General features: G+C 65.9%; 23 protein-coding genes. 15 read left to right on the top strand and 8 right to left on the bottom strand.

Translation table 11 applies throughout. The features are described from left to right. The first annotated feature begins 79 nt into the window (after positions 1 to 79). Positions 80 to 1,210, top strand: coding sequence for a substrate-binding domain-containing protein (locus EST26_RS06520; protein ID WP_291066327.1), 1,131 nt, complete (start codon positions 80 to 82; stop codon positions 1,208 to 1,210). 32 nt (positions 1,211 to 1,242) lie between these two features. On the opposite strand, the gene coaBC is transcribed toward EST26_RS06520, so the two are convergent. Beyond that, positions 1,243 to 2,469 carry a bifunctional phosphopantothenoylcysteine decarboxylase/phosphopantothenate--cysteine ligase CoaBC gene (gene coaBC, locus EST26_RS06515; protein WP_291066325.1) on the bottom strand — a complete coding sequence of 409 codons (1,227 nt, stop codon included), beginning with the start codon at positions 2,467 to 2,469 and terminating at the stop codon, positions 1,243 to 1,245. A 242-nt stretch (positions 2,470 to 2,711) separates the two neighbouring features. On the opposite strand from coaBC, the gene rplM reads away from it, so the two are divergent. The 4 genes from rplM to glmU all read left to right on the top strand — a co-directional run bounded on the left by rplM (position 2,712) and on the right by glmU (position 5,728). Continuing rightward, positions 2,712 to 3,143: a 50S ribosomal protein L13 gene (gene rplM, locus EST26_RS06510; protein ID WP_291066322.1), complete on the top strand. Its 432-nt coding sequence runs from the start codon at positions 2,712 to 2,714 to the stop codon at positions 3,141 to 3,143. Positions 3,144 to 3,155: 12 nt separating this feature from the next. Continuing rightward, complete coding sequence (gene rpsI / locus EST26_RS06505) at positions 3,156 to 3,548, top strand: 30S ribosomal protein S9 (RefSeq protein ID WP_291066321.1); 393 nt, start codon at positions 3,156 to 3,158, stop codon at positions 3,546 to 3,548. Between the two features lie 270 nt (positions 3,549 to 3,818). After that, on the top strand, positions 3,819 to 4,184 hold the full coding sequence (gene erpA, locus EST26_RS06500; protein ID WP_291066320.1) for an iron-sulfur cluster insertion protein ErpA: 366 nt from the start codon (positions 3,819 to 3,821) through the stop codon (positions 4,182 to 4,184). 137 nt (positions 4,185 to 4,321) lie between these two features. Beyond that, positions 4,322 to 5,728 carry a bifunctional UDP-N-acetylglucosamine diphosphorylase/glucosamine-1-phosphate N-acetyltransferase GlmU gene (gene glmU / locus EST26_RS06495; RefSeq protein WP_291066318.1) on the top strand — a complete coding sequence of 469 codons (1,407 nt, stop codon included), beginning with the start codon at positions 4,322 to 4,324 and terminating at the stop codon, positions 5,726 to 5,728. Positions 5,729 to 5,756: 28 nt separating this feature from the next. Here glmU and ftsB read toward each other — a convergent pair whose 3' ends face one another. The 5 genes from ftsB to EST26_RS06470 all read right to left on the bottom strand — a co-directional run bounded on the left by ftsB (position 5,757) and on the right by EST26_RS06470 (position 11,590). Next, on the bottom strand, positions 5,757 to 6,041 hold the full coding sequence (gene ftsB / locus EST26_RS06490; protein ID WP_291066316.1) for a cell division protein FtsB: 285 nt from the start codon (positions 6,039 to 6,041) through the stop codon (positions 5,757 to 5,759). A gap of 90 nt (positions 6,042 to 6,131) precedes the next feature. Beyond that, on the bottom strand, positions 6,132 to 7,415 hold the full coding sequence (gene eno, locus EST26_RS06485) for a phosphopyruvate hydratase (protein ID WP_291066314.1): 1,284 nt from the start codon (positions 7,413 to 7,415) through the stop codon (positions 6,132 to 6,134). Positions 7,416 to 7,464: 49 nt separating this feature from the next. After that, positions 7,465 to 8,322, bottom strand: a complete 858-nt coding sequence (gene kdsA / locus EST26_RS06480; protein WP_291066312.1) for a 3-deoxy-8-phosphooctulonate synthase — start codon at positions 8,320 to 8,322, stop codon at positions 7,465 to 7,467. A 25-nt stretch (positions 8,323 to 8,347) separates the two neighbouring features. Continuing rightward, on the bottom strand, positions 8,348 to 10,045 hold the full coding sequence (locus EST26_RS06475; RefSeq protein ID WP_291066310.1) for a CTP synthase: 1,698 nt from the start codon (positions 10,043 to 10,045) through the stop codon (positions 8,348 to 8,350). 72 nt (positions 10,046 to 10,117) lie between these two features. Then, a complete protein-coding gene (locus EST26_RS06470) occupies positions 10,118 to 11,590 on the bottom strand; it encodes a deoxyribodipyrimidine photo-lyase (RefSeq protein ID WP_291066309.1) in 1,473 nt (490 codons plus the stop codon). A gap of 53 nt (positions 11,591 to 11,643) precedes the next feature. On the opposite strand from EST26_RS06470, the gene EST26_RS06465 reads away from it, so the two are divergent. The 10 genes from EST26_RS06465 (at position 11,644) to EST26_RS06420 (ending at position 18,840) form a co-directional block, all read left to right on the top strand. After that, positions 11,644 to 12,234, top strand: a complete 591-nt coding sequence (locus tag EST26_RS06465) for a YqgE/AlgH family protein (RefSeq protein ID WP_291066307.1) — start codon at positions 11,644 to 11,646, stop codon at positions 12,232 to 12,234. 2 nt (positions 12,235 to 12,236) lie between these two features. After that, positions 12,237 to 12,758 carry a Holliday junction resolvase RuvX gene (gene ruvX, locus EST26_RS06460; RefSeq protein WP_291066305.1) on the top strand — a complete coding sequence of 174 codons (522 nt, stop codon included), beginning with the start codon at positions 12,237 to 12,239 and terminating at the stop codon, positions 12,756 to 12,758. Then, positions 12,755 to 13,267 (top strand): bifunctional pyr operon transcriptional regulator/uracil phosphoribosyltransferase PyrR, encoded by a 513-nt coding sequence (gene pyrR, locus EST26_RS06455; protein WP_291066303.1) that lies wholly within the window; start codon positions 12,755 to 12,757, stop codon positions 13,265 to 13,267. The genes ruvX and pyrR overlap by 4 nt, the downstream gene beginning before the upstream one ends. Then, complete coding sequence (locus tag EST26_RS06450) at positions 13,264 to 14,226, top strand: aspartate carbamoyltransferase catalytic subunit (protein WP_291066410.1); 963 nt, start codon at positions 13,264 to 13,266, stop codon at positions 14,224 to 14,226. The genes pyrR and EST26_RS06450 overlap by 4 nt, the downstream gene beginning before the upstream one ends. A gap of 11 nt (positions 14,227 to 14,237) precedes the next feature. Continuing rightward, the gene (locus EST26_RS06445; protein ID WP_291066301.1) at positions 14,238 to 15,581 is read left to right on the top strand and encodes a dihydroorotase; all 1,344 of its coding nucleotides are present in this window, start codon (positions 14,238 to 14,240) and stop codon (positions 15,579 to 15,581) included. Then, a complete protein-coding gene (locus tag EST26_RS06440) occupies positions 15,578 to 16,318 on the top strand; it encodes a lysophospholipid acyltransferase family protein (RefSeq protein ID WP_291066300.1) in 741 nt (246 codons plus the stop codon). The genes EST26_RS06445 and EST26_RS06440 overlap by 4 nt, the downstream gene beginning before the upstream one ends. Positions 16,319 to 16,541: 223 nt before the next feature. Further along, positions 16,542 to 17,036: a hypothetical protein gene (locus EST26_RS06435; protein ID WP_291066298.1), complete on the top strand. Its 495-nt coding sequence runs from the start codon at positions 16,542 to 16,544 to the stop codon at positions 17,034 to 17,036. A 154-nt stretch (positions 17,037 to 17,190) separates the two neighbouring features. Next, positions 17,191 to 17,592: a DUF2946 family protein gene (locus EST26_RS06430; protein WP_291066296.1), complete on the top strand. Its 402-nt coding sequence runs from the start codon at positions 17,191 to 17,193 to the stop codon at positions 17,590 to 17,592. Positions 17,593 to 17,657: 65 nt separating this feature from the next. After that, positions 17,658 to 18,302, top strand: coding sequence for an SCO family protein (locus tag EST26_RS06425; RefSeq protein WP_291066294.1), 645 nt, complete (start codon positions 17,658 to 17,660; stop codon positions 18,300 to 18,302). Between the two features lie 52 nt (positions 18,303 to 18,354). Next, on the top strand, positions 18,355 to 18,840 hold the full coding sequence (locus tag EST26_RS06420; RefSeq protein WP_291066292.1) for a copper chaperone PCu(A)C: 486 nt from the start codon (positions 18,355 to 18,357) through the stop codon (positions 18,838 to 18,840). A gap of 66 nt (positions 18,841 to 18,906) precedes the next feature. On the opposite strand, the gene EST26_RS06415 is transcribed toward EST26_RS06420, so the two are convergent. Together EST26_RS06415 and EST26_RS10465 are read right to left on the bottom strand one after the other, a co-directional pair. Next, on the bottom strand, positions 18,907 to 19,377 hold the full coding sequence (locus EST26_RS06415) for a hypothetical protein (RefSeq protein WP_291066290.1): 471 nt from the start codon (positions 19,375 to 19,377) through the stop codon (positions 18,907 to 18,909). A 233-nt stretch (positions 19,378 to 19,610) separates the two neighbouring features. Beyond that, positions 19,611 to 20,363 (bottom strand): copper-binding protein, encoded by a 753-nt coding sequence (locus tag EST26_RS10465; protein WP_366474460.1) that lies wholly within the window; start codon positions 20,361 to 20,363, stop codon positions 19,611 to 19,613. Between the last annotated feature and the right edge of the window lie 8 nt (positions 20,364 to 20,371).

Below are 20,371 nucleotides of genomic sequence, written 5' to 3'. Positions count from 1 at the left end.
TTGGTACAGACGAGGTATGAAGCGCTGCACATAGTGCCGTGGACCGCGTTGCAGACCGTCCTGATGCACACTCGCAGGCATGAAAAAGATCGAGCTGTCTTATTCGATTGGGGCTGCGCAGTCGCAGCGGTCGCCGCAGCCGGCGCTGCTGCGCAACCCCATGCTGGATGTGCTGCACGCGGTGCGCGAGCACGGCTCTATCTCGGCCGCCGCGCGCCAACTGGGCTTTTCCTACCGCCACGTCTGGGGTCAGTTGAAGGCCTGGGAGCTCGAACTCGGTCAGGAGTTGATCGTCTGGGAGCGCGGTCAGTCGGCCCGGCTCAGCCTGTTTGGTCAGCGCCTGTTGCAAGCCGAGCGGCTGGCGCAGGCGCGCCTGGGGCCGCAACTGCAGCATCTGCGCAGCGAGTTGGAGCGCGCTTTTGCGCTGGCGCTGCAGCCGCTCTCGCAGGCCCGCGCCAGCGAATCGATCACGCTCTACGCCAGCCACGACCACGCGCTGACCGAACTGCAAGACCTGGCCAGCGGTTTGGACGCTGGCGTGCCGGGCGGCTTGCAAGCGCTGCACCTGGATATTCGTTTTTGCGGCAGCGTCGACGCGATGCGCGCGCTCAATGAAGGGCGCTGTCTGCTGGCGGGTTTTCACACCCAGCCGTTTGCCGGCGCCGGCAGCCTGAGTGCGCGCACCTACCGTGCGCTGCTCAAGCCCGGGCGCCACAAGATCATCGGCTTTGCGCGGCGCACCCAGGGTCTGATAGTGGCGCCGGGCAATCCGCTGCGGCTGACCCGCTTGGCCGACGTGGCCCGCTTGCGGGCGCGTTTCGTCAACCGCGCCAAGGGCACTGGCACGCGCTTGCTGCTCGACGAGTTGCTGGCGCAGGCCGGGCTGGTGGCGAGCGATATCGGCGGCTTCGATGACGTGGAGAGCTCGCACGCCGCCGTGGCGCAGGCGGTGGCCAGCGGCGCGGCCGACGTCGGTCTGGGTGCCGCTTACGCCGCGCGCAGCCAGGGGCTCGATTTTGTTGCGCTGACCGACGAACGCTACCTGTTGGTGTGTCTGCAATCGGCGCTGGAGTTGGCGGCCGTGCAGCAGTTGCTGGCGCTGCTGCGCAGTCCGGCCTGGCAGCAGCGGCTGGATAGCCTGCCCGGCTACGCCGCCGATCACAGCGGCGAAGTGGCGGCGATGAAGCGCTTGCTGCCTTGGTGGCCTTGATGGGCTCACCGGCGCGGGCTGTGCCCGTCGGTTCAGCCGGGCAGGCGGCGGGCGATTTCGGCCACCAATTGGCGCGCCAGTTGCAGCTTGGGCGCGCGCGGCAGTTCGGTCGCGCCCTGCGCGTCGACCAGCAGCAAGGCGTTGTCGTCGCGGCCAAAGGTGTCTGGCCCGATGTTGCCCACCAGCAGCGCAACGCCTTTGCGCACGCGCTTGGCCTGGGCGTGTGCCAGCAGGTTGTGGCTCTCAGCGGCAAAACCGACGCAAAACAAAGCGCCGCTGCGCGCGCGTTCGCTGGCCGCGATGCCGGCCAGAATGTCGGGGTTTTCGACCAGGGACAGGGTCGGCGCCTGCCGGCTGCCGCCCTTCTTGATTTTCTCGTCCTGCGTCTGCGCCGGACGCCAGTCGGCCACCGCCGCCGCCGAGATGAAGATGCGCGCGCGCTGGCTGTGCGTTTGCAGCGCCGCTTGCATGTGCAGCGCTGAGCGCACGTCGATGCGCTGCACGCCGCGCGGCGTCGCCAGCGCCACCGGCCCGGCCACCAGCGTGACCTCGGCGCCGGCCTCGTGCGCGGCGCGCGCGATGGCAAAACCCATTTTCCCGCTGGACAAATTGGTCAGCCCGCGCACCGGGTCGATCGCCTCATAGGTGGGCCCGGCACTCACCAGCACCGCTTGGCCGGCCAGCGTTTGCGGGCTGAGGGCGCGCAGCAGCTCGTAGAGCAGATCCGGCGGCTCCAGCATGCGGCCGTCGCCGCTTTCGCCGCACGCCTGTTCGCCCACGCCGACGTCGAGCACGCGCACGCCATCGGCGCGCAGTTGCGCGGCGTTGCGTTGCGTGGCCGGATGCGCCCACATTTCGTGGTTCATGGCCGGTGCCAGCAGCAAGGGCACCCGCTGCAGCGGCCGCGCCAGACACAGCAGGGTCAGCAGGTCGCAGGCGTGGCCCTGCGCCAGCTTGGCCATCAAGTCGGCGCTGGCCGGGGCCACCAGAATCGCGTCGGCCTTGCGGCTGAGGTTGATGTGCGCCATGTTGTTGGCCAGCCCGCCCGCGCTGCGCGCGTCCCACTGCGAGCGAAACACCGGCTGGCCCGACAGCGCCTGCATGGTCACCGGGGTGATGAATTGTTCGGCCGCCTCGGTCATCACCACCTGCACGCTCGCCCCGTGTTTGATCAGGCAGCGGCAGAGTTCGGCCGCCTTGTAGCAGGCAATGCCGCCCGAGAGACCCAGTACGATGTGTTTGTCTGCAAGCTCGTCCATGCGCGCAATGTAGCAGCAGACGCCGCAGGTAAAAAAAAGTCGGGGCAGCGCTGTAGTTTCATATAATCGCGGGCTTCGCAGCGAATTTTCAGGGTTCCGCGACGAAGGCGGCCTGCCGGTTCACTGGCGCGCTGCAAACCCACCTAAGAGTTTTCCGTCAGAGAAGAACCGACCGTGGAAAAGAACCCGCGTTCGCAGGCTCACGCCGAGCCTGCCAAACCACTTCTCTTGAAGAACATCTCATGACCAAAACTTTCAGCGCCAAACCCGCTGACGTGGTGCACGGGTGGTTTGTGATTGACGCGACCGACAAGGTCCTCGGACGAGTAGCCAGTGAAGTTGCTCTCCGTTTGCGCGGCAAACACAAGGCCATTTATACGCCTCACGTCGATACCGGTGACTACATCGTCATCGTCAATGCGGCCAAAATCCGCGTCACGGGCAACAAAGCCCAAGACAAGGTGTACTACCGCCACTCGGGCTACCCCGGCGGTATTTACGGCACCAATTTTCGTGACATGCAGGCCAAACACCCCGGCCGCGCGCTCGAAAAAGCGGTCAAGGGCATGCTGCCCAAAGGCCCGCTGGGCTACGCCATGATCAAGAAGCTCAAGGTCTACGGCGGCGCCGAGCATCCGCACACCGCCCAACAGCCGCAAGTGCTGGAACTGTAAAGGAGCCTTCCAATGATTGGTGAATGGAACAACGGCACCGGCCGTCGCAAATCGAGCGTGGCGCGCGTGTTTTTGAAAAAAGGCAGCGGCCAGATCACGGTCAATGGCAAGGACATTCAGGCTTACTTTGGCCGTGAAACCTCGATCATGATCGCCAAGCAGCCCCTGCTGCTCACCGACCACGCCACCAGCTTTGACGTGCAGGTCAACGTGCATGGGGGGGGTGAATCGGGCCAGGCCGGCGCGGTGCGCCACGGCATCACGCGCGCCCTGATCGACTACGACGCCACGCTCAAGCCCAGCTTGTCGCAAGCCGGCTTCGTCACGCGCGATGCGCGCGAAGTGGAACGCAAGAAAGTCGGTCTGCGCTCGGCGCGCCGCGCCAAGCAGTTCAGCAAACGCTGATCGGGTCTGCTTTCGCTGCAAAAACCGCCTGCAAGTTCGGCTTGGGGCGGTTTTTTCTTTCAGGGCCGAGCGGCAGCGGCCCCGGATCTTCAGACGCAATGCCCGCTCCCGCCTGGGATAAACCCACGTTGAAATGAGCGGCAAACAGCTCTTGAGCACATTCCCGAGCGTTTTGCTATAGCATTGCCGCTGCTGTGGGTGGTGGTCATCCGCAGAGCTACATTTTCGTGCTGCAGGCTGAGTTGGCACGAGCAAGACACGAGGTGATCCATGAGTGCACTGGCGCAAACCATTCAGACTGAAATGCCCGCTCCGCTGGTCTTCACAGACAGCGCTGCGGCCAAGGTGGCCGAGCTGGTGGCCGAAGAAGGCAACCCCGATCTCAAGCTGCGCGTCTTCGTGCAGGGCGGGGGCTGCTCCGGTTTTCAGTACGGTTTCACCTTTGACGAGGTGATCAACGAAGACGACACCACCATGAGCAAGAACGGCGTTTCGCTGCTGATCGACGCCATGAGTTACCAGTACCTGCTGGGTGCCGAGATCGACTACAAGGACGACCTGGAAGGCGCTCAGTTCGTCATCCGCAACCCCAACGCCACCACCACCTGCGGCTGCGGCTCCAGCTTCAGCGTCTGAAGCGAGCGCTGCGTCTGGTCTGGCGGATCGGCCCAAGGCCCGCTGGCGCGTTCGGGCGCGGCTGACAATGCTGGATTTGGGATAATCGGCGCTTGGGCGCGCCGCTGGGCTGCGCCCCAACAAAAACCGATGCAATCATGTCATTTCCCGTCGATGTGGTGATTTTGGCGGCCGGCAAGGGCACGCGCATGAAAAGCGCCCGCCCCAAGGTCTTGCACCGTTTGGGCGGACGCGCGCTGGCGCAGCACGTGATCGATTGCGTTTGCAGCTTGCAGCCGCGCTCGGTGCTGCTGATCACCGGCCACGAGGCCGCTCAGGTCGAGGCGGGCTTGCGGTGCGGCGAGCACAGCGCGGCGCAGTTGCAGTTTGTGCGCCAGCAGCCGCAGTTGGGCACCGGCCACGCGCTGCAACAGGCTGCCCCGTTGTTGCCCGACGACGGCGTGACGCTGGTGCTGTCGGGCGACGTGCCGCTGACGCAGCCGTCTACCCTGCGCGCCTTGCTCGATCTGTGCGCCGGCCAGCAACTGGCCTTGCTCACGCTGGAGCTGCCAGACCCAAGCGGATACGGCCGCGTGCTGCGCACCGCGCAGGGGGCGGTGCAGGCCATCGTCGAGCAAAAAGACGCCAGCCCGGCGCAGTTGGCGATCAGTGAGATTTACAGCGGCATCATGGCGGCGCCGACGCGCTGGCTGCGTCGGTGGTTGGCGCGGCTGGAGAATCAGAACGCACAGGGTGAGTATTACCTGACTGACGTGGTCAGGTTTGCTGTTGCCGATGGCCAGCCGGTGTTGGCGCATCGCATCGACGATGCGCTGCAGGTGGCGGGCGTCAACAGCCCGCTGCAACTGGCCGAACTCGAGCGCGCTTATCAGAAGCGGGTGGCGCAGGCACTGCTGGAGCAGGGCACGCGCCTGGTCGATCCGGCGCGGCTGGACGTGCGCGGCGTATTGAGCTGTGGGCCGGATGTCGAGATCGACGTCAATTGCATCTTTGAAGGCCGCGTGCGTCTGGGCGCCGGGGTGCGGATCGGCCCTCATTGTGTGATTTCCGATGCGGTGATTGAAGACGGTGCCGTCATTCAGGCTTTCACCCATATTCAGGGTGAGGCCGCCGGCGTGAGCGTCGGGCCCGGTGCACAGGTGGGACCGTTCGCCCGTCTGCGCCCGGGCGCGCAACTGGGCGCGCAGGTACATATTGGCAATTTCGTCGAAGTGAAGAATTCCAGCCTGGCAGCCGGCGCCAAGGCCAATCACCTGGCGTATCTGGGCGATGCGACGTTGGGTGAGCGCGTCAACTACGGCGCTGGTTGCATCACCGCCAACTACGACGGTGCCCACAAGCACCGCACTGTGATCGAGGCCGACGTGCACGTGGGCAGCAACTGCGTGCTGGTGGCGCCGCTGACGCTGGGGGCGGGCAGCACGGTGGGTGCGGGTTCGACCATCACCCAGAGCACGCCGACGGGCGGCCTGAGCCTGGCGCGCGCCCGGCAAGCGAGTGTGCCGGGTTGGCAGCGACCGCGCAAGCCGGGCCAAGCCAGTTGATCGGGGTCGGAGGATTCCGATGCTTCGCTCAGGGCCGGCTCTGCGCGAACTGGATGAAAATTTCGTTCGGTTTGACCATGCCGAGTTCGTGCCGGGCCAGTTCTTCGACCATTTCCAGGCCTTCTTGCAGGTCGCGCACTTCGCTGGCGATTTGATCGTTGCGCTGCTGCGCGGCGCGGTTTTCGGCTTGTTGCGCCGCCAGTTGTTCACGCCAGGCGGCTACTTGCGCCACGTTGCCGCGCCCGAACCAGAGTTGGGCGTGCAGCAGCAGCAGTAAGCCAAGCAGCAGAGCGGGAATCAGGCGGCGCGTCATACCGTTTGATTATGCGGGCACAGCACCCGCAGTCGCGCTTGGTTTGCTTGGGGCTGCGTCGCCCAGCCGATCGGCTGGGCGCATGGGGTTTTAGCGCAGGTTGTAAAACGCTGCCCGGCCGGGGTAGACCGCAACGTCGCCCAGGTCTTCTTCGATGCGCAGCAACTGGTTGTACTTGGCCATGCGATCCGAGCGGCTGAGCGAACCGGTTTTGATCTGACCGGCGTTGGTGCCGACGGCAATGTCGGCGATCGTGCTGTCTTCGGTCTCACCCGAGCGGTGTGAAATGACAGCGGTGTAGCCGGCGCGTTTGGCCATTTCAATGGCGGCAAAGGTCTCGGTCAGGGTGCCGATCTGGTTGATCTTGATCAGGATCGAGTTGGCAACGCCTTTGTCAATGCCTTCTTGGAGGATTTTGGTGTTGGTCACGAACAGGTCGTCGCCCACCAGTTGCACCTTTTTGCCCAGGCGTTCGGTGAGGATTTTCCAGCCGTCCCAGTCGCCTTCGGCCATGCCGTCTTCGATGCTGATGATGGGGTATTTGTCAACCCAGGCGGCCAGCATGTCGGTCCATTCGACCGCGCTCAGCGCCAGGCCCTCGGCTTGCAGTCGGTACAGGCCGTCTTGGTGGAACTCGCTGGCGGCGCAGTCCAGGGCGAGCGCGATTTGCGTGCCGGCGGTGTAACCGGCCTTGCCTATGGCTTGCAGAATCATTTGGATCGCCGCTTCGTGGTTTGCCACGTTGGGCGCAAAACCGCCTTCGTCGCCCACGGCAATGCTCATGCCCTGGTCGTGGATGATTTGCTTGAGCGCGTGGAACACCTCGGCACCCCAGCGCAGCGCTTCACGAAAACTCGGCGCGCCGACCGGAACGATCATCAGCTCTTGCAGATCGAGGTTGTTGTTGGCGTGCGCGCCGCCGTTGACCACGTTCATCATCGGTACCGGCATTTGCACCGCGCTCATGCCGCCGAAGTAGCGGTACAGCGGCAGGCCGGATTCTTCGGCAGCGGCACGCGCCACCGCCATCGAGACCGCCAGCATGGCGTTGGCGCCCAGGCGGCCTTTGTTGTCGGTGCCGTCGAGATCGATCAGGGTCTGATCCAGAAAGGCCTGCTCGGAAGCGTCCAGCCCGAGCACGGCTTCCGAGATTTCGGTGTTGATGTGGCCGACCGCCTTGAGCACGCCTTTGCCGAGGTAGCGGTTTTTGTCGCCGTCGCGCAGCTCTATGGCTTCGCGCGAGCCGGTGGACGCACCCGAGGGTACGGCCGCGCGGCCCATGACGCCGCTCTCCAGCAGCACGTCGCATTCGACGCTGGGGTTGCCGCGGCTGTCCAGGATTTCGCGGCCGACGATGTCTACGATTGCGCTCATGTGGTGTTTGCCTTTGAGTGAGTTAAAACGATAAGCAAAGAAAGGGGGGTCAGTCGTTGAAGCGGTCTTCCAGAAAGCCGTGCTTTTTCGTCACCGTGTCCAGCTCCAGCAGCGTCTGCAGCAGCTCGCGCATGTGCTTGAGCGGTACGGCGTTCGGGCCGTCTGACCAGGCCTCGGCGGGCTTGGGGTGGGTCTCCATGAACAGGCCAGAAACCCCGGCCGCCACGCCGGCACGGGCCAGCACCGGCACCATGTTGCGCGCGCCACCGCTGACCGCGCCCAGGCCACCCGGCTTTTGCACCGAGTGGGTGACGTCGAACACCACCGGGGCACCGGAGTGGCGCATTTCGGCCAGGCTGCTCATGTCGGCCACCAGGTTGTTGTAACCAAAGCACACGCCGCGCTCGCAGGCCAGGAAGCGGTCTTGCGACAGGCCCGCCTCGCGCGCGGCGGCGCGGGCTTTTTCGATCACGTTCGTCATGTCCCAGGGCGCAAGAAATTGGCCCTTCTTGATGTTCACCGGCTTGCCACTCTGGGCCACGGCGCGAATGAAATCGGTCTGGCGGCACAGAAAGGCCGGCGTCTGCAGCACGTCCACCACGCTGGCCACTTCGGCCACCTGCGACACGTCGTGCACGTCGGTGAGAATGGGCAAGCGCAGTTGGCGTCGCACCTCGTCGAGTATCTTCAGGCCGGCATCGAGGCCCACACCGCGCGGGCTGCTGCCTGAGGAGCGGTTGGCCTTGTCGAACGAACCCTTGTAGATCAGCGCAATGCCCAGCGCGGCGCAGGTTTCCTTGAGCTGGCCCGCGACGTCTAGCGACATCTGCAGGCTTTCGATCGAACAGGTGCCGGCGATCAGGAAAAAGCGCTGGTCCAGGCCGACGTTGAATCCGCAGAGTTTCATGGGTGGGCGCTCCAGTGTCAGTTTCTCAGGCCACGGCCTTGAGTTGTTGCCGACCGTGCTGTTCCACGGCGGCCTGGATAAAGGCGTTGAACAGCGGGTGGCCGTCCCAGGGGGTGGATTTGAATTCCGGGTGGAACTGCACGCCCAGGTACCAGGGGTGCACGGTTTGCGGCAGTTCGATCACCTCGGTGAGTTGCTCGCGCTGCGTCAGCGCTGAAATCACCAGCCCGGCGCTGCGCAGGCGGTCCAGGTAATGGACGTTGGCCTCGTAGCGGTGCCGGTGGCGCTCGCTGAGCACGTCGCCGTAGATCTGCTGCGCCAGCGTGCCGGGTGCGACGTCCGAGCTTTGCGCGCCCAGCCGCATGGTGCCGCCCAGGTGGGAGCTGGCGTCGCGCAGTTGCACGCTGCCGTCAGCGTTGGTCCATTCGGTGATGAGGGCGATCACCGGGTGCGGCGTGTCGGGGTCGAATTCGGTGCTATTGGCCTGGCTCAGGCCGGCCACGTGGCGCGCGAATTCGATGGTGGCGACCTGCATGCCCAGGCAAATGCCCAGGTAGGGCACCCGGTTTTCGCGTGCGAAACGGGCGGCGCAGATTTTCCCTTCGACGCCGCGCTTACCAAAACCGCCCGGCACCAAAATGGCGTCGAAGCGGCGCAGCTCGGAGGCCACGTTGTCGGCGTGCAGGGTTTCGGAGTCTATGTAGTCGATCTGCACCTTGACATGGTTTTTCATGCCGGCGTGGCGCAGCGCCTCGTTGAGCGATTTGTAGCTGTCAGACAGATCGACGTACTTGCCGACCATGGCAATGTGCACCGCGCCCTGCGGGTGTTCGAGCTCGTAGACCAGATCGTCCCAGCGCTTGAGGTTGGCCGGCGGCGTGTGCAGGCGCAGCTTGTCGCAGATCAGGCCGTCGAGTCCTTGCTCGTGCAGCATGCGCGGCACTTTGTAGATGGTGTCGACGTCCCACATCGATATCACGCCCCACTCGGCCACGTTGGAAAAGAGTGAAATTTTGGCGCGTTCTTCGGCTGGAATCGGGCGGTCGGCGCGGCACAGCAAGACGTCGGCCTGGATGCCGATTTCGCGCAGCTTTTGCGCCGTGTGCTGGGTGGGTTTGGTTTTGAGCTCGCCGGCCGCCGCGATCCAGGGCACGTAGGACAGGTGAACAAAGGCCGAATGGTTGGGGCCCATGCGCAGGCTCATCTGACGCACCGCTTCCAGAAACGGCAGCGATTCGATGTCGCCCACGGTGCCGCCGACTTCGACGATGGCCACGTCGGGCGGCTCGGGCTGGAAGGTTTTCGGGTCTTGGCCCTGGGGCGGCAGCAGGCCGGCGCCGCGCTGTATGAATTCCTGGATTTCGTTCGTCACGTGCGGGATGACCTGAACCGTTTTGCCCAGGTAGTCGCCGCGCCGCTCTTTTTCCAGCACCGACTGGTAAATTTTGCCGGTGGTGAAGTTGTTGGTTTTCCTCATGCGCGTTTCGATGAAACGCTCATAGTGACCCAGATCGAGGTCGGTTTCGGCGCCGTCTTCGGTGACGAAGACTTCGCCGTGCTGAAACGGCGACATGGTGCCCGGATCGACGTTGATGTAGGGGTCGAGCTTGATGAGGGTGACGTTGAGGCCGCGCGATTCAAGGATAGCGGCCAGCGATGCGGATGCAATGCCCTTGCCAAGCGAGGACACCACGCCGCCGGTGACGAACACAAATTTGGTCATGTCTCGGGCGAGCCGCTTGCCCGCAGGAGGTGGAAATGTGGATTGTAAAGCCCCCCGGCGGCGGCTGGCGGCTCAGGTTTGGCGCAACACGGCATAGCGCTGCTGCGTGCGGGCGCGTGCCGACGCATGATCGACGATGGGCAGCGGGTAGTTTTTGCCCAGCGCCACGCCCGCTGCCGCCAGCTCCACTTCATGGCCCAGCCAGGGCGCATGGATCGCCGCATCGGGCAGGGCGGCGAGTTGCGGCAGGTAGCGGCGAATGAACTTGCCCTGCGGGTCAAAGCGCTCGCTTTGCCGGACTGGGTTGAAAATGCGAAACCAGGGCTGGGCGTCGCAACCGCTTGAGCTGCACCATTGCCAGCCGCCGTTGTTGGCCGCCAGGTCGAAGTCGAGCAGGTGCTCGGCAAAATAGCGCTCGCCCCAGCGCCAGTGCAGCCCCAGGTCTTTCACCAGAAAACTCGCCGCCACCATGCGCAGCCGGTTGTGCATGTAGCCGGTCTGGTTGAGCTGCGCCATCGCTGCATCCACCAGCGGGTAGCCGGTGCGGCCCTCGCACCAGGCGGCAAACAAGTGCTGGGCGTGTTTGCCGTGCTCAAAGCGCAGCCGCTCGTACTCGGGCTTGAAGGCCTGCTGCGCCACGTGTGGAAAATTGGCCAAAATCTGGTGGTAAAAATCGCGCCAGATCAGCTCCGACAGCCAGCAGCTCGCGCCCGCGTCGCCCTGCAGGTGCAGCGGGTGCGCCAGCCCCACCAGTTGCCGGATCGAGACGGTGCCAAAGCGCAGATGCGTGCTCAGGTAGCTGGGCCCTTTGAGGGCGGGAAAATCGCGCGTTTGCGTGTAGCGCCCCAGGCGCGGCAAAAAGTCTTGCAGCAGGTGCTGCGCGCCGCTGGCGCCGGTGGGCAGCGGCAGTTGCGCCAGGTTGCTGGGTTCAAAGTCGATGTCGGACAGGCGCGGCGGCGCCAGCGCCCATTCGGTCGGCCGCGGCGCGAGCGCCTGCGCGTAGCGCGCCACTGGGTAGGGCTGGTAATGCAAGGGCGTGATCTGCTTGAGCCAGGCCTTTTGGTAAGGCGTAAAGACGGTGTAGGGGTGGGCGGCCTGGGTGAGCAGTTCGCGCCGCTCGAAAATCAAATGGTCTTTGTGGCTGTGCAGCAAAATGCCGGCGTGCGCCAGTTCGCCAAACACCTGCGCATCGCGCGCCAGCGCGGCCGGGTCGTCGTCGTGGTTGGCAAACACCGCCTGCACCCGCAGGTGCTGCGCCAGTTTGGCAATGGCGTGCTTGGCGTTGGCGTGCAGCACGATCAGTCCGGCGCCGGGTGCACCGTTTTCCTGGCCCAGCGTGCGCAGTTCAGCGTCCAGCTCCAGCAGCGACTCGCGGATGAACTCGACCCGCCGGTCGCGCCGCGGCAGTGCGTCCAGCAGGGCGGTATCGAACACGAATACGCACCAGACTTGGCGGCAGGCCTTGAGCGCGTGGTGCAGCGCGGCGTTGTCCTGGCTGCGCAGGTCGCGCCGAAACCACATCAGGCCTTTGTCGTAGCGGTTCATGTGTTGGGCTGGCGTGTGCGGGGTGCCCACAGCGGGCGGCTTAGAATGACCTCATGCCCGTTGATTTTGCCTCGAACGATTTCACCAATCATTTTCTGATTGCGATGCCCGGCTTGAACGACGAGCTGTTTGGCCGCAGCGTGGTGTTCGTGTGCGAGCACAGCGAACGCGGCGCGCTCGGGCTGGTGATCAACAAGCCGGCCGATATTTTGCTGCCTCGGCTGTTCGAGAAAGTGGAGCTGACATTGGGCCGCGCCGATTTGAGCGCTCTGCCGGTGTTCCACGGCGGCCCGGTGCAGACCGAGCGCGGTTTTGTGCTGCACGAGGCGCTCGAGGCTGGCGCGGGTGAATCGGTCTACGCCTCCACCCTGAGCATTCCCGGCGGGCTGGAGATGACCACCTCCAAAGACGTGCTCGAAGCCCTGGCCTCGGGGGCCGGGCCGCGCAAGGTGTTCGTCACGCTCGGTTATGCGTCCTGGGGTGAGGGGCAGTTGGAATCGGAAATTGCCGAAAACAGTTGGCTCACCGTCCCGGCCGAGCCGGGCCTGATTTTCGACGCTCCGGTGGCCGAGCGCTACCCGCGCGCCTTGGCCTTGCTGGGCTTGCAGCCCTGGATGCTCTCGCGCGACGTGGGGCACGCCTAGCGATGGCGCCGCCAGACGCCAGCGCTGCGCGCATACGCGCCCCCCAAGGGGGCTGGGCCAGCCAGCGGGACGGCCCGGCGGCTGTCCCGTTGGCCGCGCCTGCGGGGCAAACCCCTGCTGCGGGGCCCGAGGTGCCGGCGCACTGCCAGTTGTTTCTGGCATTTGACTTTGGCACCCGGCGCAGCGGCGTGGCCAGCGGCAACCGCCTGACCCGCAGCGCCACGCCGCAGGCCAGCATTGCCGCCGAGGGTGCGGCGCGCTGGCCACCGATTGCTGCTTGCATCCAGTCGTGGCAGCCCGACGCGTTGGTGGTGGGCGTGCCCTACCACCCAGACGGCTCAGCGCACGAAAACACGGCGCTGGCGCTGAAATTCGCGCGCCAGTTGCGCGGCCGATTTGGCCTGCCGGTGTTTGAGGTTGACGAACGCTACAGCAGCACCGAAGCGCACGCCCTGGGCGCGCGCGACGTGGACGCGGCGGCGGCCTGCATCATCCTGGAACAGTTTTTGAGGAGCTTGCCTTGAGTTTTCTGCTGCCGGATGCACAAATGTTGTACGGCGAGCTGCTGCGCGGCGTGCAGGCTTTGCAAGCCAGCAGTCCGGCGCCGCTGCAGTTGGTGGGCATTGCTTCGGGTGGTGCCTGGCTGGCCGAGCGGCTGCAGCGCGACCTGGGTCGGCCCGCGGCCGCGGGCGTGATTTCATCGGCGCTGCACCGCGATGACTTTGCGCGCCGTGGCTTGGCCGCCAGCGCGCAGACCGTGTTGCCGTTTGCGGTCGAGGGCGCGCACGTGCTGCTGATTGACGACGTGCTGCACACCGGGCGCACGCTGCGCGCCGTCATCAACGAGTTGTTCGACTACGGTCGCCCGGCCAGCGTGCAACTGGCGGTGCTGGTGGACCGGGGCGGGCGCGAGCTGCCGATTGAGCCCCAGTTTTGCGCCGCCCGGTTGCGCCTGCCGCCCGGGCAGTCGCTGGCGCTGGCGCGCCAGACCAGCGGGGACTTGCGCTTCGTGCTGAAAAATCAGGAGACCTGATCGTGCCGCGCCATCCCCAGCTCAACAAAAACGGCGCCCTGCTGCACCTGCTCTCCACCGAGGGCTTGTCGCGCGAGCTGCTGACGCAGATCCTGGACACGGCGGCCAGCTTCGTCAGCGTCAGCAGCCGCGAGGTCAAGAAGGTGCCGCTGCTGCGCGGAAAAACCGTTTTCAACCTGTTTTTCGAGAACAGCACGCGCACCCGAACCACGTTCGAGATTGCCGCCACGCGCCTGTCGGCCGACGTCATCAACCTCGACATCGGGCGCAGCTCGGCCGCCAAGGGCGAGTCGCTGCTCGACACCATTGCCAATCTCTCGGCCATGGCGGCTGACATTTTCGTCGTGCGTCACAGCGAATCGGGCGCGCCCTACCTGATTGCGCAGCATGTGGCACCCCATGTGCACGTCATCAACGCCGGTGACGGCCGCCACGCCCACCCGACGCAGGGGCTGCTCGACGCCTACACCATCCGCCACTACAAGCGCGACTTTACCCAGCTCTCGGTGGCCATCGTCGGCGACGTGCTGCATTCGCGCGTGGCGCGCTCCGACATCCACACGCTGACCACACTGGGCTGCCCGGACGTGCGGGTGGTGGGGCCGCGCACGCTGGTGCCACCCGAGCTGTCACAGTTGGGCGTGCGCGTGTGCCACACGCTGGAAGAAGGCATCAAGGGCTGTGACGTGGTGATTGCGCTGCGGCTGCAAAACGAACGCATGAGCGGCGCGTTGCTGCCATCGAGTCAGGAATATTTCAAGAGCTTTGGCCTCACGCCCGAGCGGCTGCGCTGGGCCAAGCCGGACGCCATCGTGATGCACCCCGGGCCGATCAACCGCGGGGTCGAAATCGACTCGGCGCTGGTCGATGGGCCGCAAAGCGTGATCCTGTCGCAAGTGACTTTTGGCATTGCGGTGCGCATGGCGGTGATGGGCATCGTGGCGGGCAACGAGGCCTGAGAGCGAAGACGATGAAAATTCTGATTCAAAACGGTCGCCTGATCGACCCAGCCAGCGGCCGTGACGAACCGGCCGACGTCGCGATTGCCGCCGGTCGCATCGTCGCCATCGGCCGCATCGGAGCCGAGTTCCAGCCCAACCGCCGCATCGACGCCAGCGGCTGCGTGGTCGCGCCCGGCCTGCTGGATTTGGCGGTGCGGCTGCGCGAGCCCGGCCAGGAGCACGCCGGCATGTTGGAGAGCGAGACCGCCGCCGCCGTGGCCGGCGCGGTCACGACGCTGGTCTGTCCGCCCGATACCGATCCGGTGCTCGATGAGCCCGGGCTGGTCGATATGCTGAAGTTTCGCGCCGAGCGTCTGCAGCGCGCGCGCGTCTGCCCGCTCGGCGCGCTCACGCGCGGCCTCAAGGGCGAGGTGCTGACCGAAATGGTCGAGCTGACCGAGTCCGGCTGCATCGGTTTTGGCCAGGCCGAACAGCCCATCGTCAACACCCAGGTGCTGCAGCGTGCATTGCAGTACGCCGCCACCTTCGGCTACACGCTGTGGCTGCGGCCGCAAGACCACTGGCTGGGGCAGGGCGTGGCCGCCAGCGGCGCGCTGGCCACGCGCATGGGCTTGTCGGGCATTCCGGTGGCGGCCGAGACCATCGCCTTGCATACCTTGTTCGAGCTCATGCGCGCGCTGCAGGGCCAGACGGCCGGCGGCGCTGGCGTGCGGGTGCATTTGTGCCGCCTCAGCAGCGCGGCCGGTCTGCAACTGGTGCGCCAGGCCAAGGCCGATGGACTGCCCGTGACCTGCGACGTCAGCGTACACAACCTGCACCTGAGCGACGTCGATCTGGGCTACTTCGACAGCCGCTTGCGCCTACAGCCACCGCTGCGCCAGCCGCGCGACCGCGACGCGCTGCGCGCCGGTTTGGCCGACGGCAGCATAGACGCGCTGGTGTCGGACCACAACCCGGTTGGCAGCGACGCCAAGACGCAGCCCTTTGCCCTGGCCGAACCCGGCGCCACGGCGGTCGAGCTCTTGCTCGGTCTGTGCGTCAAGTGGGCGCAGCAAGACCGCGTCAGCCTGATGCAGGCGCTGCGCGTGCTCAGCAGCGGCGCGCGTGCCGTGCTCGGCACCCGCTTGGGCACGCTGCCGGCCAGCGTGGGTGCTCTGGTGCCTGGTGGCGCGGCCGACGTGTGCGTGTTCGACCTCGACGCGCCCTGGGTCGTGCAACCCGCTGCGCTGCGCAGCCAGGGCAAGCACACCCCATTTGCCGGCCACGAGCTGCCGCTGACGGTGTGCGCCACGCTGGTGGGTGGCCAGCTCACGCATCTGGCCCCGGGCTGGCCCCGGGTGCACACGGCGTGAGCCGCTGGCGCGCTCTCTGGCGCGGCCTGCGCGTGCTGGCGCATCTGCTGCATGGCTGGTGGACCTTGCGCCGCCTGCTGGCGCGGCAGGCGCCGCCGCCAATGACGCCCTTGGTGCGCGAATGGTCGCGCCGGCTGCTGTGCCTCATGGGCGTGGAACTGGTGGTGCACGGTCAGCCGCCGACGTGCGGGCCCTTGCTGCTGGTGGCCAACCATGTTTCGTGGCTGGACATCATCGCCCTGAATGCCGTGCAGCCGCTGCGCTTTGTCTCCAAGGCCGACGTCAAGCGCTGGCCGCTGCTCGGCACCCTCAGCGCCGGCATAGGCACACTCTATATTGAGCGCGCCAGCCGCCACGACGCCCTGCGCGTGGTGCACCTGATGGCCGAACGCTTGCAGGCCGGCGACTTGCTGGCGGTGTTCCCCGAGGGCACCACCGGCGACGGCACGGCGCTGCTGCCGTTTCATGCCAACCTGCTGCAGGCCGCCATTGCAGCGCAGGCGCCAGCGCTGCCGGTGGGGCTGACCTACGTCGAGCGCCGCAGCGGTGCACGCAGCACGGCGCCGCTGTACACCGGCGACACCGCCTTGCTGACCTCGATCTGGCGCACCCTGTGCGCCAGCGAGCTGCAAGCGGTGCTGCACTTTGGCCAAGCGCAATGCGCCAGCGGCCGCGAGCGCCGGGCCTGGGCGCAAGAGCTGCGCAGCGAGGTCGAGCGCTTGCTGCAGACCGGCTGAGCGGCCCGGCGTTGGCTGTGCGCCCGGCCTTGACCCGTCTTGGCGCTCCTGCCGTTGCGGTGGTTGCCGCTCCCTTCGGGCTTGGCCTGGGTGGGCGTACAGCCCAGATGGTGGCTCCTTGGCGAGCCTGCTCGGGCCATGATGCGGCTCACCCGCGACACCAAAAAACCAACGCACGCCAGCGCCGACATGCCCAACGGCGAGCCAATTGAAGTCTGACAACATGAAAAAACTTCTTTCCTGTCTTTTGCTGGTCAGCATGGCGCTGAGTGTTTCGGCGCAGACCCTGTGGCGCGACGCACCCATGCAGGCCAGTCCGGCCGAAATCCGCGCGCTCATGCCGCAAGCCCGCGAAACGTCAGCCGCCCAGCGTTCGGTCGATCCCAGCGCCTTGCTGGAAATCCCCAGCACCCCCATTGCAGACGAGACCTTCTCAGTCACCTACCACTTCGAGTCCGAACGCCTCCAGCGTATCCATCTGCGAGCCCAACCCGCCACCCCCGAGCGCACCCAGGCGCTGCTGAAAACCCTGCGGGCTTCGCTGCGCGCCAGTTTCGGCCTGCCCGTCAGCGCCCCTTCGCGGTCGGTTGCGACGCTGGACACCGTCGATCTTCTGTGGTCTTTTCGCCGCATGACCGTGCAACTGTTGATGGTCGACGGCAAGACCGTGGAACTGATCTACCGCACCAACTTGCCAACCCGGCCTTCGGGTCTTTGAGCAAGGGTGCAGCAGTTGGCAAGTCTTGGCTGAGCGCGCCTGTCGCAATCGCCAGTGCGCTGGGCCTTCTTGGGGGCGCCGGGCGCTGCGCAGCAGTCGCCAAGGCAAGCGGGCAGACCGCCAAGCCGCCAAGCCGCACCGCTAAACTACGCCCATGTCGCTCACGCGCTTTCACCGCCGCCTGACCGTCTGGCTGGCCTTGCTGGCCGTGGCGCTGGGCGCGCTTGCGCCCACGGCGGCGCAGGCGCTGGCGGCCGCGGGCGAACGAGTGCAGTGGATCGAGGTCTGTAGCAGCACCGGCATGGCGTGGGTCAAGTTCGATCTGCAGCCGGCGCCGGCCGACGCAGATGGTGACGATCGCCTCCTGACCGATGCGGCCAAGCATTGCCTCTGGTGCGTGCAACAAGCGGCGGCCGTCAACTGGGCGCTGACGCCGCACACCGGCGTGCCGTCAGAGCCGACGACGCGGCCCTGGCCGCGCTTCGATCCGGTCTGGCTTGCCACCCGACTGTGGGGTTCGGCCCAGTCGCGCGCCCCGCCTGCCTGGATCGCCTGAACCCCTGGGGCCGCAGACCCGTTGCCGGGAGCTGCGCATGTGGTCGGACGTTGCGGAGGTTTTTCATGTCGCTTGATATTCAATATGGGGCACTGATCCTGCCGCGTCGCCGCGCCCTGGCCTGGTTCGGCGTTGCGGCCCTGGGCGTTTTGCTCAGCGCTTGCGAACGTCCGTCGGCCAGCGGCGCTGCGGCCGCCTTCAAAGGCATAGACATCACCGGCGTGCCCTACGGGCGCGCGCTGGCACTGACCGATCAGCACGGCAAGCCGCGCACCCTGGCCGACTTTCACGGCCAGGTGGTGATGCTGTTTTTTGGCTTCGTGCAGTGCCCCGACGTCTGCCCGACCGCTTTGCTGCGGGCGGCCCAGGTCATGCAGCAGCTCGGGCCGCAGGCGCAGCAGGTGCAACTGCTGTTCGTCACGCTGGACCCGCAGCGCGACACGCCCGAGTTGTTGCGCGCCTACATGGCGGCGTTCGACCCTTCGTTTCTGGCCTTGACCGGCACTGCGGCGCAGATTCGGGTGGTGGCGGACGAGTTTCGCGTTTATTACAAGACCGTTGCCACCGCCACCAGCTACACCATCGATCACACGGCGATGACTTATCTGCTCGACCGCCAGGGGCGGCTGCGGGTCGCGCTGCGCCACCAGCAACCGACGGCCGATTACGTCGCCGACGTGCGGCTGCTGCTGGCTGAGCCAGCGGTCTGAAGCCGCTGTGAGTTTTTTGATTGTTTGAATCGTTACAGAATTGGAGTTTGCAATGAAAAAAATACTGATCGCCGCTTTGCTGGCCACCTCTGCCAGCGCCTGGGCGCAAATCACCGTCCTGGTCGAGAACGCCTGGGTGCGCGGCACCGTGGCAACGCAAAAGGCCACCGGCGCTTTCATGCGTCTGACGCCCAGCGCCCCGGCGCGCCTGGTGGCCGCCAGCTCAGCGTTGGCGGGCGTGGTCGAGATTCACGAAATGAAAATGGAGCACAACGTGATGAAGATGCGCCAGATTGCGGGGCTGGACTTGCCCGCCGGACGCAGCACCGAGCTCAAGCCGGGCGGCTACCACGTGATGCTGATGGAATTGAAGCAGCCGCTGTCGGCCGGGCAGAGCGTGCCCATCACGCTGGTGTTTGAGGACGCCGCCCAGCGGCGCTTCAGCCAGGACGTGCTGGCGCCGGTGACCGCGCTGGGTGCCGGTGCGGCGCATGGACACGGAGGCGGCGCCCATCCGCCGCGCGGCCCCATGCACTGAAGTGGCGGCGCGGCGGCGCGAACCCGGCGCGGCCGCCGTGCCGCGCGCGGCCCGCACCCGGCTGTGTCAGGGCCGGGCGGCGGGCGCGGCCTGGCGGTCCATCATCAGTTGCATCATGGACTGCATCATTTCCATGCGTCTCTCCAGCATGAGTTGACGCGTTTCGGCGTCCAGCGAAGCGCCCGGGCCGCCGCGCATACCCATGCCGCCCATGCCCATGCCGCCCATGCCCATACCCATGCCCCTGCCGCCCGGCCCCATGCCGCCCATTAGGGTCATGCCTTCTTGCATCAGTCTGCTGTGCTCGGCCCACAGCGCCTCACGTTGCGCCGGGGTTTTGGCGCCAGCCATGCGGGTGCGCAAGTCCTGCATGGCGGTCATGTGTTGATCCATGCGCGCCAGACGCGCGGCCACGCCGGCATCGTCGGCCGGCTGCGCTGCGCCCGGTGCCGCAGCGGGTGGCGGCGTCTGGGCGGTGGCCCCGAACGCGGCGCCGACAAAGGTCAAACCGATCAGGGTTTGTTTCCAATAAGACATGGCATTTCCTTGCAGGACGGTGGGTCGATGTGTGGGCTGCAAGCAGACCGCCAGCCGCTCGCATTCGAATCGATTGTGGCCACCCGGCCTGGGGAAAAACATGACGCGCACATGACAAAAGTGTCAGTTTCAACGCCGCAAGCAGCCCGAACGGGAGGATGGTTTTGGTTTGCGCCTGATCAGGGGAAAAAATCCATTGGTTTTATTTGCCTCATCAAGCGCGCACCACCACGCTAGTTGGCGGGCTCGATTGCCGTCACCAGCAGCACCCCGGCTTCTTGCTCGACCTGAAAGCGCACCCGCTGACCGACTTGAACCCGATCGAGCAGGGTTTTGTCTTTGGCCGTGAAAACCATGGTCATGGGTGGCATGTCCAGGTGTTTGATCTCGCCGTGCCGGATGGTGATTTTCCCCCCGACTTTGTCGATGCGGCGGATCTCGCCCTCGGTCATGTCCGCAACGGCAGCGCTGTCGGTGCTTGCCGGCTGGGCCGGCGCCGCTGCCAGCACCTGGATGCGGCCCACCATGCCGGCTTCAAAGTGACCGGGCAACAAGCAGGCAAAGTCAAATTCGCCCGCCCGGTTAAAGGTCCAGACGATTTCGCCGCGCTGGCCAGGCTCCACGTGCGCCATATAGGGTTCATCGTGCGCCATGCCGGGAAATTTTTTCATCAAGGCGGCATGCGCGCGCAGTTCCTGTGGCGTGCCCAGCACCATTTCGTGCGTGATTTTTCCATCGTTGTACAGCAAGAAGTGGACCGTTTCGCCGTACTTGACCGCCACGCTGGCTGGCGTAAAGCGCATATCGTCGGTCATGCGGATTTCCACCGTCCGCGCCACGCTGTCGGTCTGGCCTGCGATTCCCCAGGGCTTTTGTTGCGCCGGCGCAGCAGCGCGTTCTGGCATATGGCCTTGCGGGCCGTGCGCCAGCGCGCCGGCACTGGCGGCCAGCAAGGCGGCGGCGAAACAGATTCTGATCCGGGTCATATATGCTC

The sequence above is a fragment of the Hydrogenophaga sp. genome (assembly GCF_014773545.1).
GTDB lineage: Bacteria > Pseudomonadota > Gammaproteobacteria > Burkholderiales > Burkholderiaceae_C > Hydrogenophaga.
Note: the sequence above shows the minus strand (reverse complement) of the source record. Positions and strands in the feature narration are given on the sequence as shown.

What these genes read in the sequence shown, in the direction of transcription:
- EST26_RS06520 (WP_291066327.1), top strand. Translation starts at nt 80, where the DNA reads ATGAAAAAGATCGAGCTGTCTTATTCGATTGGGGCTGCGCAGTCGCAG.
- coaBC (WP_291066325.1), bottom strand. Translation starts at nt 2,469, where the DNA reads ATGGACGAGCTTGCAGACAAACACATCGTACTGGGTCTCTCGGGCGGC.
- rplM (WP_291066322.1), top strand. Translation starts at nt 2,712, where the DNA reads ATGACCAAAACTTTCAGCGCCAAACCCGCTGACGTGGTGCACGGGTGG.
- rpsI (WP_291066321.1), top strand. Translation starts at nt 3,156, where the DNA reads ATGATTGGTGAATGGAACAACGGCACCGGCCGTCGCAAATCGAGCGTG.
- erpA (WP_291066320.1), top strand. Translation starts at nt 3,819, where the DNA reads ATGAGTGCACTGGCGCAAACCATTCAGACTGAAATGCCCGCTCCGCTG.
- glmU (WP_291066318.1), top strand. Translation starts at nt 4,322, where the DNA reads ATGTCATTTCCCGTCGATGTGGTGATTTTGGCGGCCGGCAAGGGCACG.
- ftsB (WP_291066316.1), bottom strand. Translation starts at nt 6,041, where the DNA reads ATGACGCGCCGCCTGATTCCCGCTCTGCTGCTTGGCTTACTGCTGCTG.
- eno (WP_291066314.1), bottom strand. Translation starts at nt 7,415, where the DNA reads ATGAGCGCAATCGTAGACATCGTCGGCCGCGAAATCCTGGACAGCCGC.
- kdsA (WP_291066312.1), bottom strand. Translation starts at nt 8,322, where the DNA reads ATGAAACTCTGCGGATTCAACGTCGGCCTGGACCAGCGCTTTTTCCTG.
- EST26_RS06475 (WP_291066310.1), bottom strand. Translation starts at nt 10,045, where the DNA reads ATGACCAAATTTGTGTTCGTCACCGGCGGCGTGGTGTCCTCGCTTGGC.
- EST26_RS06470 (WP_291066309.1), bottom strand. Translation starts at nt 11,590, where the DNA reads ATGAACCGCTACGACAAAGGCCTGATGTGGTTTCGGCGCGACCTGCGC.
- EST26_RS06465 (WP_291066307.1), top strand. Translation starts at nt 11,644, where the DNA reads ATGCCCGTTGATTTTGCCTCGAACGATTTCACCAATCATTTTCTGATT.
- ruvX (WP_291066305.1), top strand. Translation starts at nt 12,237, where the DNA reads ATGGCGCCGCCAGACGCCAGCGCTGCGCGCATACGCGCCCCCCAAGGG.
- EST26_RS06445 (WP_291066301.1), top strand. Translation starts at nt 14,238, where the DNA reads ATGAAAATTCTGATTCAAAACGGTCGCCTGATCGACCCAGCCAGCGGC.
- EST26_RS06435 (WP_291066298.1), top strand. Translation starts at nt 16,542, where the DNA reads ATGAAAAAACTTCTTTCCTGTCTTTTGCTGGTCAGCATGGCGCTGAGT.
- EST26_RS06430 (WP_291066296.1), top strand. Translation starts at nt 17,191, where the DNA reads ATGTCGCTCACGCGCTTTCACCGCCGCCTGACCGTCTGGCTGGCCTTG.
- EST26_RS06425 (WP_291066294.1), top strand. Translation starts at nt 17,658, where the DNA reads ATGTCGCTTGATATTCAATATGGGGCACTGATCCTGCCGCGTCGCCGC.
- EST26_RS06420 (WP_291066292.1), top strand. Translation starts at nt 18,355, where the DNA reads ATGAAAAAAATACTGATCGCCGCTTTGCTGGCCACCTCTGCCAGCGCC.
- EST26_RS06415 (WP_291066290.1), bottom strand. Translation starts at nt 19,377, where the DNA reads ATGTCTTATTGGAAACAAACCCTGATCGGTTTGACCTTTGTCGGCGCC.
- EST26_RS10465 (WP_366474460.1), bottom strand. Translation starts at nt 20,363, where the DNA reads ATGACCCGGATCAGAATCTGTTTCGCCGCCGCCTTGCTGGCCGCCAGT.